This is a genomic window from Methylomonas defluvii, assembly GCF_033949435.1.
In the GTDB taxonomy this organism is placed as follows: Bacteria; Pseudomonadota; Gammaproteobacteria; order Methylococcales; family Methylomonadaceae; genus Methylomonas; species Methylomonas defluvii.
Map to the genome: position 1 here is coordinate 517,812 of NZ_JAXARY010000001.1, position 13,584 is coordinate 531,395.

Below are 13,584 nucleotides of genomic sequence, written 5' to 3' on the forward strand. Positions count from 1 at the left end.
ACAATATCGGATAACATTTAAAGGGGATAAGCTCTTGAAAGATTTAATGAATTTCTTAAAACGTCAAGGTCGAGCAGATGATTTTGACAATATCCGGATTGGATTGGCTTCGCCGGACATGATTCGTTCATGGTCTTATGGTGAAGTGAAAAAGCCTGAGACAATCAATTACCGTACCTTTAAACCGGAACGTGACGGTCTTTTTTGCGCCAAGATTTTTGGACCCATCAGCGATTACGAGTGCTTGTGCGGTAAATACAAGCGCCTAAAGCATCGCGGCGTCATCTGCGAAAAATGCGGCGTCGAAGTTACCTTGTCTAAAGTTCGCCGCGAACGAATGGGCCATATCGATTTGGCCAGCCCGGTGGCGCATATTTGGTTTCTGAAATCACTGCCTTCCCGGATTGCTTTGCTGTTGGATATGACATTGCGTTCGATAGAGCGGGTGTTGTATTTCGAAACATTCGTCGTGATCGATCCGGGCATGTCGCCGTTGGAGAAAGGCCAGCTTCTGACCGACGAAGAATATTTGAACGCCGTTGAAGAACACGGCGACGATTTCGTTGCAAAAATGGGTGCCGAGGCAATCTATGATTTGCTCAAATCAATTGATTTAAAAGAAGAAATCAACACGCTACGTGAAGAAATCAACGCGACGAATTCAGATACCAAAATCAAAAAATATTCGAAACGTCTGAAAGTTATTGATTCTTTGCTGGCTTCTAACAATCGTCCGGAATGGATGATTATGACGGTGTTGCCAGTGCTGCCGCCCGAGTTGCGCCCATTGGTGCCATTGGATGGCGGTCGTTTCGCGACGTCCGATTTGAACGATTTGTATCGCCGGGTGATTAACCGAAACAATCGTTTGACCCGTTTGTTGGATTTGAATGCGCCGGACATTATCGTCCGCAACGAAAAGCGTATGCTGCAAGAGGCCGTCGATGCATTGTTGGATAACGGTCGCCGCGGTCGTGCTATCACCGGTAGCAACAGACGTCCTTTGAAATCTTTGGCCGATATGATCAAAGGTAAGCAAGGTCGTTTCCGGCAGAACCTGCTGGGCAAGCGCGTCGATTATTCCGGACGGTCGGTTATCGTGGTGGGGCCGACATTAAGGCTCCATCAGTGCGGTTTGCCGAAAAAAATGGCTTTGGAGTTGTTTAAACCTTTCATATTCAGCAAATTGCAGTTGCGTGGCTTAGCGACGACGATCAAAGCAGCCAAGAAAATGGTGGAACGTGAAGGTGCGGAAGTATGGGATATTCTTGAAGAAGTAATTCGTGAGCATCCGGTATTACTAAACCGTGCTCCGACGTTGCATAGATTAGGTATTCAAGCATTTGAGCCGATTTTGATCGAAGGTAAAGCCATTCAGTTGCATCCCTTGGTCTGTAGTGCGTTCAACGCCGATTTCGACGGCGACCAAATGGCCGTGCATATTCCGTTGTCTATTGAGGCGCAGTTGGAAGCGCGTACCTTGATGATGGCAACTAACAATATTTTGTCGCCCGCCAACGGTGAGCCTGTAATAAATCCATCTCAGGACGTGGTATTGGGCTTGTATTACATTACACGTGAAAAAATTAATGCGGTAGGCGAGGGTAGTGTATTTGGCGATTTGTCAGAGGTAATGTTAGCGCTTGACGCTAAAGCTGTTGAATTGCAAAGTAAAATAGAAGTGCGCGTCACCGAGAAATTGAAAACTCCGGAAGGCGACTTCGAAACCATAGTCAGCAGAAAGAAAACTACGGTAGGGCGCGCAATCGTTTGGGGTATTGTGCCGGACGGTATGCCTTACGAATTGGTCAACGTCGACATGACCAAGAAGAATATTTCCCGGCTGATCAACTATAGCTACCGCTATCTCGGTATCAAAGAAACCGTGATGTTGGCAGATAAGATCATGTACCTCGGATTTAAATATGCCACGCGCTCCGGGGTGTCTTTCGGTATCGAAGACATGGAAATTCCCGTCAAGAAAGCCGACATCATTCGTTCCGCCGACGCCGAGGTTAATGAAATTCAAAACCAGTACGCCTCCGGTTTGGTAACGGATGGTGAGCGTTACAATAAGGTTGTTGATATTTGGTCTCGCGCCAATGATCAGGTCGCGAAAGTAATGATGGAAGGTTTGGGTGAAGACGAAGTTGTCAACTCAAAAGGCGAGAATGTAAAGCAAAAATCGTTCAACTCCATCTTTATGATGGCCGAGTCCGGTGCGCGGGGTTCCGCCGCACAGATTCGCCAGTTGGCGGGTATGCGGGGTTTGATGGCTAAACCGGATGGCTCCATTATTGAGACGCCGATTACTGCGAACTTCCGTGAAGGCTTGGACGTATTACAGTACTTTATTTCAACCCACGGTGCTCGCAAAGGCTTGGCGGATACCGCGCTGAAAACCGCTAACTCGGGTTATTTGACTCGACGTTTGGTCGACGTCGCACAGGATTTGGTGATTGCTGAATCTGATTGTGGTACACAAAACGGTCTGACCATGATGCCGATTATTGAAGGCGGGGACGTGGTTGAGCCGTTGGCAGATCGGGTGTTGGGAAGAGTCGCGGCGATAGACGTAACCGATCCTGCCGGCAATAATATTTTGATTCCTGCCGGCACCATGATTGACGAAAATTTGGTCACGGTTCTGGAAGATAATGGCGTTGACAAGATGTTGGTGCGCTCTGTGATTACTTGCGAATCGCGGCAAGGTGTTTGTGCCAAATGTTACGGGCGTGATTTAGGGCGCGGTCATTTGGTTAACATTGGTGAAGCCGTGGGCGTTGTGGCGGCACAGTCAATTGGTGAACCTGGTACTCAGCTGACGATGCGGACCTTCCACATCGGTGGTGCTGCTTCGCGGTCTGCTGCGGTTAGCAACGTGCAAGTTAAATCCAGCGGTACCGCAAAGCTCAATAACCTAAAAACCGTCAAGAACAGAGAGAGCAATCTTGTTGCGGTATCTCGGTCTGGCGAGGTTGGGGTTATGGATGATTACGGTCGTGAGCGTGAGCGTTACAAAATTCCCTACGGTGCCGTATTGTCGGTGGGTGATGGTAGCCCGGTCAGTGCTGGGGATATTATCGTGAACTGGGATCCGCATACTCACCCGGTTATCACCGAGGTAGACGGTTTTATTCAGCTGATTGATTTTATGGACGGGATCACCGTTCAAGAGCAGTCAGATGATGTCACTGGCTTAACCTCGCGAGTGGTTACGGATCCTAAACAAAGAAGCTCAGCCGGTAAAGAGTTGCGGCCTATGGTTCGTCTTCTTGATGAGCAAGGTGGGCAAATCAATTTGCCGGGTACTGATATTCCAGCTCAATACTTTTTACCAGCAGGCGCTATCGTTGGGGTTAAGGACGGTGGGGAAGTAAAGGTTGGTGACGTTTTAGCGAGAATTCCGCAAGAATCCAGTAAAACGAGGGATATTACCGGTGGTTTGCCGCGGGTTGCTGATTTGTTTGAAGCGCGTAAAACCAAAGACCCTGCTATTTTGGCGGAGGCAACCGGTATGGTCTCCTTTGGTAAAGAAACTAAGGGTAAGCAGCGCGTCATCATCACGGATTCGGAAGGCGAGCAATACGAAACCCTAATTCCAAAGTGGCGGCATATCACCGTATTCGAGGGTGAGTTTGTTGATAAAGGCGAAACCATCGCTGAAGGTGAGCTGACCCCGCATGATATTTTAAGACTGCGCGGTATCGAAGAATTGGCCGACTACCTGGTAAAAGAAATTCAAGATGTATATCGTCTGCAAGGTGTAAAAATCAACGACAAGCATATTGAGGCAATCATCCGCCAAATGCTCCGAAAAGTCGAGATTACCGCCTCTGGAGACACGGATTTCGTCAAAGGAGAACAGGTCGAACGTACCATGATTAACTTAGTGAACGACCAAGTTGAACGTGAAGGTAAGATTCCGGCTAGTTACGATTCGTTGTTGCTGGGTATCACGAAAGCATCGTTGGCCACCGAGTCATTTATTTCGGCGGCGTCGTTCCAAGAGACGACTCGGGTGTTGACAGATGCGGCGGTAAGAGGTATCAGCGATAGCTTGAATGGCTTAAAAGAGAACGTCATTGTTGGTCGTCTCATACCCGCGGGTACTGGTTTGGCTTACCATGAACAACGACGTCAGAGAAGAGCGGCGGACTCTGGTTCCGGTTCAGAAGCTTCTACCCAGACCATTGAAGCGGTCGATGTGGAGGAAGCGTTGAAACAAGCTTTGAATGTAGAGTAGAGAACCTTAAAAAGGCTTGACCTAGGTCTATTGTAAAGGTATTATGCTCTGCTCACATCAGCCAATAGGTTTGGGCGGAGCTGTATTGATCTGTGATCGCACAGATTCCTTTATTGCTTATTAAACATTGCATATTCGGAGTAGTTAAGAATGGCCACGATCAATCAATTGGTCCGTAAGCCTCGTGCTAAAAAAATAGAAAAGACTAACGTTCCGGCGTTGGAGGCTTGTCCGCAAAGGCGCGGGGTTTGTACCAGGGTTTACACCACAACCCCGAAAAAGCCGAACTCGGCTTTGCGTAAAGTTGCGAGGGTGCGGCTGACCAATGGAGCGGAAGTAAGTAGCTATATCGGCGGTGAAGGACACAATCTTCAGGAGCACTCTGTGGTGCTGATTCGGGGTGGTCGTGTGAAAGATTTGCCTGGTGTGCGTTATCACGTGGTTCGGGGGAGTCTCGATACTTCTGGTGTTAAGGATAGAAAATGTGGTCGCTCCAAATATGGCGCGAAAAGACCTAAGAAATAAAGGTTGATAACAGATGTCAAGAAGAAGAGTTGCTGCAAAAAGAGTCATCAATCCAGATCCGCGTTTTGGTAGTGATATGCTGTCAAAATTCATGAATATGATTATGGAGGATGGTAAGAAGTCTGTCGCTGAGAAAATTGTTTACGGTGCTTTGGATGTTATCGAAGGTAAAGGTCATAAAGAATCTTTAGATTTGGTTGCAAAAGCATTGGAAAACGTTCAGCCGCGCGTTGAGGTTAAGTCGCGCCGGGTTGGTGGTGCTACTTATCAGGTGCCTGTCGAAGTGCGTCCTGCCAGAAGGTTGGCGCTGTCGATGCGCTGGTTGATTGATGCGGCGCGTAAGCGTAATGAAAGAACCATGGCGGCTAAGTTGGCGGGTGAGTTGTTGGATGCCTCTGAGGGTCGAGGAGCGGCTGCAAAGAAACGCGAAGACACGCATAGAATGGCTGAAGCTAATAAAGCGTTTGCTCATTATCGCTGGTAAGAAAAGTTAAGCAGGGTAGTTGTTGTGGCTCGTAAGACGCCTATAGAGCGTTATCGTAATATAGGCATTATGGCGCATATAGATGCCGGAAAAACAACCACGACCGAGCGGATACTGTTTTACACCGGGGTTTCGCACAAGATGGGCGAGGTCCATGATGGTGCTGCGACAATGGATTGGATGGAGCAAGAGCAGGAGAGGGGTATAACAATCACTTCTGCTGCGACTACGTGCTTCTGGTTGGGAATGGAAAAGCAATACCCGGAGCATCGAATTAATATTATAGATACGCCTGGGCATGTCGATTTCACTATAGAAGTGGAGCGGTCTTTGCGTGTTTTGGATGGTGCGTGCGCTGTTTTTTGTGCGGTGGGTGGGGTGGAGCCTCAGTCGGAAACGGTCTGGCGCCAGGCAAACAAATACCATGTGCCAAGGCTGGCGTTTGTAAACAAGATGGATCGTTCCGGTGCAAATTTTTTGCGCGTCGTCGAGCAAATTAAATCTCGGCTTGGTGGCAATGTAATTCCAATGCAATTGCCGATCGGGGCGGAAGAGAACTTTAAAGGCATTGTAGATTTGCTGAAAATGAAGGCAATCTATTGGGAAGATGCCAACATGGGTGTGAGTTTTACGGAAACGGAAATTCCAGCAGAAATGGAAGAATCTGCTGTAAATTGGCGCGAGCGAATAATTGAAGCCGCTGCGGATGCGTCCGAAGAATTAATGGATAAATATCTTGAAAAAGGTGTTTTGACAAACGAAGAAATAAAGCTGGGTATAAGGGCGCAGGTTCTGCAGAATAAGTTGGTTCCGGCTTATTGTGGGTCGGCTTTTAAGAACAAAGGTGTGCAGTGTGTTCTTGATGGTGTGATTGAATTTTTGCCATCCCCTCTCGATATAAAGCCTGTAGAAGGTCTGTCAGATGCTGGCATTAGTTCGACTCGTAGCGCTTCTGATGATGAGTCCTTCTCAGCGTTAGCATTTAAAATAGCCGCTGACCCATTTGTTGGAACCTTGACATTTTTTAGGGTTTACTCCGGTTTGGTAAAGTCTGGAGATGCGGTTTTAAATGCCGGTAAAGGTAAAAAAGAAAGAATAGGACGCATTGTTCAGATGCACGCCAATAGTCGCGTCGAAATCAATGAAGTGAGGGCTGGCGAGATCGCTGCCCTGATCGGGCTGAAAGACGTCACCACCGGTGATACTCTTTGTGATATTGAAAAGCCAATTCTGCTTGAGAAAATGGAGTTTCCTGAGCCTGTAATTGCTGTGGCTGTTGAGCCTAGGACAAAAGCTGATCAAGATAAAATGGGTGCTGCGCTGGCTAAGCTTGCGCAAGAAGATCCCTCCTTTAGAGTGGGTAGCGACCCTGAGTCGGGTCAGACAATAATTTCAGGAATGGGCGAATTGCATCTTGAAATTATCGTTGACCGGATGAGAAGGGAGTTTAATGTTGCCGCAAATGTTGGGGCGCCCCAAGTTGCTTATAGGGAAACTATAAAGCGTGCTGTGGAATGCGAAGGAAAATTCATCAGGCAATCTGGGGGCAAGGGTCAATACGGGCATGTTTGGCTCCGGTTGGAGCCAAAAGAGCCGGGCACTGGTTATGAATTTGTGAGCGAAGTGGTTGGCGGTGCTATTCCCAAGGAGTATATCCCGGCCATAGACAAGGGTGTGCAAGAGCAAATGGAAAATGGCGTTTTGGCAGGTTTTCCGGTTGTTGATGTAAAGGTTAGTTTATTCGATGGTTCATATCATGATGTCGATTCGAATGAAATGGCTTTCAAGATAGCAGGATCTATGTGTTTCAGGGATGGAGCTAAGACTGCAAATCCTGCGTTGCTTGAACCTATTATGAAAGTCGAGGTGGTAACGCCCGAGGATTATATGGGTGAGGTGGTGGGCGATATTAATCGACGGAGAGGTGTCATTCACGGAATGGAAGATGTTCCGGCCGGAAAGGTAATAGAGTGCGAAGTCCCTCTTGCCGAAATGTTCGGTTATGCCACGGATCTTAGGTCGGCGACTCAGGGCAGAGCAACGTACAGTATGCAGTTTGAAAGATATAACGAAGCACCTGCAAGCATTGCGGAAGCGATTATTAGAAAAGTATCTTAAATTTTTTACATATCAGGTATTGAATCATGGCTAAAGAAAAATTTGAAAGAAAGAAACCGCACGTAAACGTAGGCACCATTGGTCACGTTGACCACGGTAAAACCACATTGACAGCGGCATTAACAAAAGTCATGGCGGAGCTGCAAGGCGGCGAAGTTAAGGCTTTTGATCAAATCGACAACGCCCCGGAAGAACGTGCGCGCGGTATAACGATTTCTACGTCACACGTAGAGTACGAATCAGCCAACCGTCACTATGCCCACGTTGACTGCCCTGGTCACGCTGACTACGTTAAAAACATGATTACCGGCGCTGCCCAAATGGACGGCGCGATTTTGGTTTGCTCTGCTGCGGACGGTCCTATGCCGCAAACGCGCGAGCACATTCTGTTATCACGTCAAGTCGGTGTGCCTTACATTGTTGTGTTCTTGAACAAGGCCGATATGGTAGATGACGCTGAGTTGATTGAGCTGGTTGAAATGGAAATTCGCGAGTTATTGAATCAATACGAATTTCCAGGTGACGACACTCCCATTATCGTTGGTTCCGCATTGAAAGCTTTAGAAGGCGAGCAAAGCGAAATTGGTGTACAATCCGTAGTTCGCTTGGTTGAAGCTTTGGACAGTTACATTCCTGAGCCAGAGCGCGCGATCGACGGCAAATTCTTGATGCCTATCGAAGACGTGTTCTCAATTTCAGGTCGCGGTACCGTAGTAACCGGACGTGTTGAGCGGGGCATCATCAAAGTAGGCGAAGCCGTCGAGATCGTCGGCATCAAAGATACCGTTCAAACAACCTGCACAGGTGTGGAAATGTTCCGCAAACTGCTTGATCAAGGTCAAGCGGGCGATAACGTCGGTGTGCTGTTGCGTGGTACTAAAAGAGAAGACGTGGAACGTGGTCAAGTACTGGCGCACGTTAACTCCATTAAGCCACACGCTCATTTCAAGGCGGAAATCTACGTCCTGTCTAAAGAAGAGGGTGGCCGTCATACTCCATTCTTTAATGGCTACCGTCCGCAGTTCTACTTCAGAACGACTGACGTAACCGGTGCGGTAGATTTGCCAGAAGGCGTGGAAATGGTTATGCCTGGCGATAATATCGCCGTTACCGTAAAACTTATCTCACCGATTGCGATGGAAGACGGCTTGCGTTTTGCGATTCGCGAAGGTGGTCGCACCGTGGGTGCGGGTGTTGTTGCTTCTATTATCGAGTAATCAAGATGGCTAATCAAACTATCAGAATCCAATTAAAAGCCTTTGATCATAAATTAATTGATCAGTCGGCGGGTGAGATAGTAGAAACAGCGAAGAGAACGGGCGCCCAAGTAAAGGGCCCCATTCCTTTGCCTACTAGAAAAGAACGTTTTACTGTATTGATTTCGCCGCATGTTAACAAAGATGCTCGTGATCAATATGAACTGAGAACTTACAAGAGGTTGCTTGATATCGTTGAGCCAACCGATAAGACCGTTGACGCCCTGATGAAGTTGGATCTGGCGGCTGGGGTTGATGTTCAAATTAAGCTTAAATAGCAGCAAGTAATAATTTAGAGGGATTGGCAGATGTCAATAGGTCTTATTGGTCGTAAATGTGGTATGACCAGAATATTTTGCGAAGATGGCTCTTCGGTACCAGTTACCGTACTTCATGTAGACTCCAATAGGGTCATACAGGTGAAGAGCGTTGAAACTGATGGTTATCGTGCTATCCAGGTAGCAGCGGGTGATGTGAAGTCTTCAAAAGTCAACAAAGCAATGGCTGGGCATTACGCATCTGCCAATGTGACCGCTGGACGTGGTTTGTGGGAATTTAGACTGAGCGAGAGCGAGGCTGCCGAGTTTTCTGCAGGTGCAGAGTTAAAAGTTAACGTGTTTGAAGCTGGGCAGGTAGTAGATGTGTCCGGTACAAGTATCGGTAAAGGCTTTGCAGGAACTGTTAAGCGCCATAACTTCAGAACGCAAGATGCGACGCACGGTAACTCACGTTCCCATCGGGTGCCTGGATCTAGTGGTATGAACCAAACTCCGGGCCGCGTGTTTAAGGGTAAAAAAATGTGCGGGCATATGGGGGCGGTTAAAACTACGATACAGAATTTGACTATCCATGCTGTAGATGCTGAGCGGAACCTGATTTTAGTCAGAGGCGCTGTGCCTGGTGCCAAGGGTGGTGATGTAGTTATCACGCCTGCAGTAAAAATGTTAAATAAAGGTTAATTTATGACTTTGCAAATACCTGCAATCAATAATCAAGAGTCTATACAGGCGCTAGATGTCTCCGAATTAGTGTTCGGACAGGATTTTAACGAAACCCTGGTGCATCAACTGGTAACCAAATATCTTTCAGCAGCAAGAGCGGGTACTAAAGGCCAGAAGAATCGTGCTGCTGTGAGTGGCGGCGGCGCTAAGCCATTCCGCCAAAAAGGTACTGGTCGTGCGCGAGCTGGAACAACCAGAAGCCCGGTGTGGCGGACAGGGGGTGTTGCATTTGCTGCTCAACCAAGATCTTTTGATCAGAAATTGAACAAAAAAATGTACAAGGTTGGTATTAGATCTATTTTTTCTGAGTTGTTGAGACAGGGCAGGTTGGCTGTATGCAACGACATAACGCCGGCAACACCGAAAACAAAGGAATTTTTGAGTAAGATAAAGGGCATCGATGCAAAAAGACTGCTGGTGGTTGCGGACGACCTAAATGAAAATTTAATTTTGGCAGCGAGAAATATTCCTTATATAGCGGTAGTCACTCCAAGTAGTGTGGATCCAGTGTCTTTGGTTTCAGCGGATAAGGTGATTGCGACGGCAACAGCGCTGAAACAGATTGAGGAGCGTTTGGCATGAGTATTGAGCGGATCAAATTAGCAAGTGTTTTGTTTGCGCCAATTGTGTCGGAAAAAAGTTCCAACGCGGCTGATCAAAATAATCAGTTTGTATTCAAAGTTAAAAAATCTGCAACAAAATTGCAGATTAAAAATGCTGTTGAACTGATGTTTGGTGTTGAAGTAGCTGCCGTTCGTGTTCTGAATGTTAAAGGAAAAATAAAACGATTCGGACGAACATTAGGTAAGCGATCCGACTGGAAAAAAGCTTATGTTAAGCTTCAGCCCGGTCATAACATTGAATTAGCGACAGCATAATACTTTAAAGCAAATAAGGAGCGGTAGAAGAGCATGGCTATTCTAAAATCAAAACCGACATCTCCGGGTTCTCGGTTTGTAGTGCGTGTACAAAATAATGATTTGCATAAGGGTAAGCCATTTGCGCAACTACTTGACAAAAAAAGCAACACAGGCGGTCGTAATAATCTCGGCAGGATAACCACTCGACATATTGGTGGTGGACACAAAAAATTCTACCGGATAGTAGACTTTAAGCGTGACAAAACTGATATCCCCGCATTGGTAGAGCGCATTGAGTACGATCCTAACCGAACTGCGAATATAGCGCTGATTCTTTTTAAAGATGGTGAGCGCAAATACATAATCGCCCCAAAAGGGATAGAGGTTGGTCAAGAGATATTGAGTGGGGAAACAACGCCGGTTAAACCTGGCAACTGTATGCCTCTGCGAAATATGCCTTTGGGTACCACAATTCATTGTATCGAGCTAAAGCCAGGAAAAGGCGCACAAATAGCTAGAAGCGCAGGAACCTCTGTTCAATTGGTTGCTAAAGACGGCGCATACGTCACTATCCGCCTACGCTCTGGAGAGATGAGAAAAGTACCGTCAGATTGTAAAGGCGTAGTTGGTGAGGTCTCAAACTCTGAGCACAATCTTATTTCGTTAGGAAAAGCAGGTGCGAAAAGATGGCGTGGTGTTAGACCTACTGTTAGAGGTGTGGCTATGAACCCCGTAGATCATCCTCATGGTGGTGGTGAAGGCAGAACCTCGGGTGGAAGACACCCTGTTTCTCCTTGGGGAACGCCAACAAAAGGCTATAAAACTCGAAAAAACAAACGTACTGATAATATGATTGTCAGACGCCGTAAGCAAAAATAAGAGGTATTTGACGTGCCACGTTCAATTAAAAAAGGTCCATTTATAGATCATCACTTGCTTAAGAAAGTCGAAGAAGCGGTGAGAGCGAATAATAGGAAACCGATTAAAACCTGGTCTAGAAGGTCAATGATCAGCCCTGATATGCTGGGATTGACTATTGCGGTACATAATGGGAAGCAGCATGTGCCGGTATTGATTTCAGAAAATATGGTCGGGCATAAGCTGGGTGAGTTTTCACCTACAAGGACTTATAAAGGCCATATAGCAGACAAGAAATCAAGATAAGGAGTGAATGTGGAAGTTTCGGCTAAATTAAGTAATGCTCCTCTTTCTGCGCAAAAAGCACGGCTTGTGGGGGATCAAATACGCGGGTTACCTGTTGAAAAAGCATTGAATTTGCTTAGTTTCAGCTCTAAGAAAGCTGCTGCGATAATCAAAAAAGTTCTAGAGTCGGCAATAGCTAACGCGGAACATAACGAAAGTGCGGACGTTGACGAATTAAAGGTTTCGACTGTATTCGTTAATGAAGGCAGAACGTTAAAGAGAGTTAGCGCAAGGGCGAAAGGACGTGCAAATCACATCCTAAAAAGAACTTGTCACATAACAATTAAAGTAGCAGAGAAATAGAGGTAGCAAATGGGACAAAAGGTACATCCCACTGGGATTCGTCTCGGGATAGTAAAAGATTGGACTTCGAGATGGTATGCAAATAGCCAGAATTACCCTGTATTTCTATTGCAGGATTTGAAGGTTAGAGAATATATCAAACAAAAGTTAGCTCACGCATCTGTTAGCAGGGTGCAAATAAATCGCCCTGCGAATAATGCCAATATTACTGTGCACACCGCTCGTCCTGGGATTGTGATAGGTAAAAAAGGCGAAGATATCGATGTTTTAAGGCAGAGCATATCCGCGATGATGGGGGTTCCTGTCCAATTAAACGTCGAAGAGATTCGTAAGCCGGAGCTTGATGCGTATTTAGTCGCAGAAAGCATAGCTCAACAGTTAGAGAAGCGGATCATGTACCGCCGAGCGATGAAGCGAGCTGTGACGAACACCATGCGTTTAGGCGCTGAAGGTATAAAAATCACTGTTGCTGGCAGGCTAAATGGAGCTGAAATTGCCAGAACGGAATGGTATCGCGAAGGTCGCGTGCCGCTTCATACGTTGCGGGCTGATATTGATTACGGAACAGCTGAAGCGAAAACCACTTACGGAATTATCGGTATTAAGGTTTGGATATTTAAGGGTGAGGTATTTGATATGGATGCTCATGCAGCATCATTAAACGCCGACTCAAAAAAATAGTTGAAGGGGTATATAAGAGATGCTTCAGCCAAAAAGAACAAAATTTCGCAAACAACATACCGGTAGAAATAACGGTACGGCATTGCGTGGTTCGTCAGTGAGCTTCGGGGAGTATGGTTTGAAGTCAGTTAGCCGTGGTAGAATGACCGCCCGGCAAATTGAGGCCGCGAGGAGAGCCATTAGTCGTCACGTGAAACGTGGTGGGAAAATTTGGATCAGAATTTTTCCAGATAAACCTATTACCAAAAAACCATTAGAAGTTCGTATGGGTAAAGGTAAAGGTAGTGTAGAATACTGGGTTGCTCAGATCAAACCCGGCACGATGCTGTTTGAAATTGAGGGTGTTTCCGAGGAATTAGCGCGAGAGGCCTTTGAACTGGCCGCCGCTAAGCTGCCGGTGAAAACTACGTTCTCTACACGGACAATAATGTAATGAAAGCGAAAGATTTAAGAAGCAAAACAAAAGAAGAGTTGAATTCCAATCTTTTGGAATTGTCTCGCGAACAGTTCAATTTGAGAATGCAAAAGGGAACTGGACAGCTTAGCAAGTCGAGTCAAATTAAGCAGGTGAGGCGAGACATTGCCCGCATTAGTACTATTCTAAGTGAAATGGCAAGAGTATAGATATGAGCGAAAATCTAGATACTGTACGTAAGGTAACCGGTCGTGTTGTTAGCAATAAAATGGATAAGACTGCTTCGGTTTTGGTAGAGCGCCTGGTTAAGCACCCTGTGTACGGAAAGTATATAAAGCGATCCACTAAGCTTCTCGTTCACGACGAAAACAATATATGCCAAGAAGGCGATGTGGTTTCTATTACCTCGTGTCGCCCTATTTCTAAGAATAAGGCATTCAAGCTGTTGGAAGTCTTAGAAGCTGCCAATAGATAATCAATAATTTTAGTTGG

The 13,584-nt window shown here is 46.5% G+C and carries 16 protein-coding genes; all 16 read left to right on the top strand.

Going from position 1 to position 13,584, the window contains the following annotated elements:
- Positions 1-46 precede the first annotated feature (46 nt).
- The 16 genes from rpoC to rpsQ all read left to right on the top strand — a co-directional run bounded on the left by rpoC (position 47) and on the right by rpsQ (position 13,567).
- Complete coding sequence (gene rpoC, locus QLH52_RS02350) at positions 47-4,246, top strand: DNA-directed RNA polymerase subunit beta' (RefSeq protein WP_482194184.1); 4,200 nt, start codon at positions 47-49, stop codon at positions 4,244-4,246.
- A gap of 150 nt (positions 4,247-4,396) precedes the next feature.
- Positions 4,397-4,771 carry a 30S ribosomal protein S12 gene (rpsL, locus tag QLH52_RS02355; protein WP_013820393.1) on the top strand — a complete coding sequence of 125 codons (375 nt, stop codon included), beginning with the start codon at positions 4,397-4,399 and terminating at the stop codon, positions 4,769-4,771.
- Between the two features lie 13 nt (positions 4,772-4,784).
- Complete coding sequence (gene rpsG / locus QLH52_RS02360) at positions 4,785-5,255, top strand: 30S ribosomal protein S7 (RefSeq protein WP_020484799.1); 471 nt, start codon at positions 4,785-4,787, stop codon at positions 5,253-5,255.
- A 24-nt stretch (positions 5,256-5,279) separates the two neighbouring features.
- Positions 5,280-7,373, top strand: coding sequence for an elongation factor G (fusA, locus tag QLH52_RS02365; RefSeq protein WP_319960428.1), 2,094 nt, complete (start codon positions 5,280-5,282; stop codon positions 7,371-7,373).
- Between the two features lie 26 nt (positions 7,374-7,399).
- Complete coding sequence (tuf, locus tag QLH52_RS02370; RefSeq protein WP_020484790.1) at positions 7,400-8,590, top strand: elongation factor Tu; 1,191 nt, start codon at positions 7,400-7,402, stop codon at positions 8,588-8,590.
- Between the two features lie 5 nt (positions 8,591-8,595).
- Positions 8,596-8,907 (top strand): 30S ribosomal protein S10, encoded by a 312-nt coding sequence (rpsJ, locus tag QLH52_RS02375; protein ID WP_020484801.1) that lies wholly within the window; start codon positions 8,596-8,598, stop codon positions 8,905-8,907.
- A gap of 30 nt (positions 8,908-8,937) precedes the next feature.
- Positions 8,938-9,588, top strand: a complete 651-nt coding sequence (gene rplC, locus QLH52_RS02380) for a 50S ribosomal protein L3 (RefSeq protein ID WP_205453359.1) — start codon at positions 8,938-8,940, stop codon at positions 9,586-9,588.
- A gap of 3 nt (positions 9,589-9,591) precedes the next feature.
- Positions 9,592-10,212, top strand: coding sequence for a 50S ribosomal protein L4 (rplD, locus tag QLH52_RS02385; protein ID WP_319960429.1), 621 nt, complete (start codon positions 9,592-9,594; stop codon positions 10,210-10,212).
- The gene (gene rplW / locus QLH52_RS02390) at positions 10,209-10,508 is read left to right on the top strand and encodes a 50S ribosomal protein L23 (protein ID WP_425256894.1); all 300 of its coding nucleotides are present in this window, start codon (positions 10,209-10,211) and stop codon (positions 10,506-10,508) included. The genes rplD and rplW overlap by 4 nt, the downstream gene beginning before the upstream one ends.
- 33 nt (positions 10,509-10,541) lie before the next feature.
- Positions 10,542-11,369, top strand: a complete 828-nt coding sequence (gene rplB / locus QLH52_RS02395) for a 50S ribosomal protein L2 (protein WP_084153317.1) — start codon at positions 10,542-10,544, stop codon at positions 11,367-11,369.
- Positions 11,370-11,381: 12 nt separating this feature from the next.
- Positions 11,382-11,654 carry a 30S ribosomal protein S19 gene (gene rpsS, locus QLH52_RS02400; protein WP_081607975.1) on the top strand — a complete coding sequence of 91 codons (273 nt, stop codon included), beginning with the start codon at positions 11,382-11,384 and terminating at the stop codon, positions 11,652-11,654.
- A 9-nt stretch (positions 11,655-11,663) separates the two neighbouring features.
- A complete protein-coding gene (gene rplV / locus QLH52_RS02405) occupies positions 11,664-11,996 on the top strand; it encodes a 50S ribosomal protein L22 (RefSeq protein ID WP_033157220.1) in 333 nt (110 codons plus the stop codon).
- 9 nt (positions 11,997-12,005) lie between these two features.
- Positions 12,006-12,677 carry a 30S ribosomal protein S3 gene (gene rpsC, locus QLH52_RS02410; protein WP_033157219.1) on the top strand — a complete coding sequence of 224 codons (672 nt, stop codon included), beginning with the start codon at positions 12,006-12,008 and terminating at the stop codon, positions 12,675-12,677.
- A gap of 19 nt (positions 12,678-12,696) precedes the next feature.
- A complete protein-coding gene (rplP, locus tag QLH52_RS02415) occupies positions 12,697-13,110 on the top strand; it encodes a 50S ribosomal protein L16 (RefSeq protein ID WP_033157218.1) in 414 nt (137 codons plus the stop codon).
- Positions 13,110-13,301, top strand: a complete 192-nt coding sequence (gene rpmC / locus QLH52_RS02420; RefSeq protein ID WP_033157217.1) for a 50S ribosomal protein L29 — start codon at positions 13,110-13,112, stop codon at positions 13,299-13,301. Before rplP ends, rpmC begins: the two co-directional genes overlap by 1 nt.
- 2 nt (positions 13,302-13,303) lie before the next feature.
- The gene (rpsQ, locus tag QLH52_RS02425; protein ID WP_171696508.1) at positions 13,304-13,567 is read left to right on the top strand and encodes a 30S ribosomal protein S17; all 264 of its coding nucleotides are present in this window, start codon (positions 13,304-13,306) and stop codon (positions 13,565-13,567) included.
- The last annotated feature ends 17 nt before the right edge of the window (positions 13,568-13,584 follow it).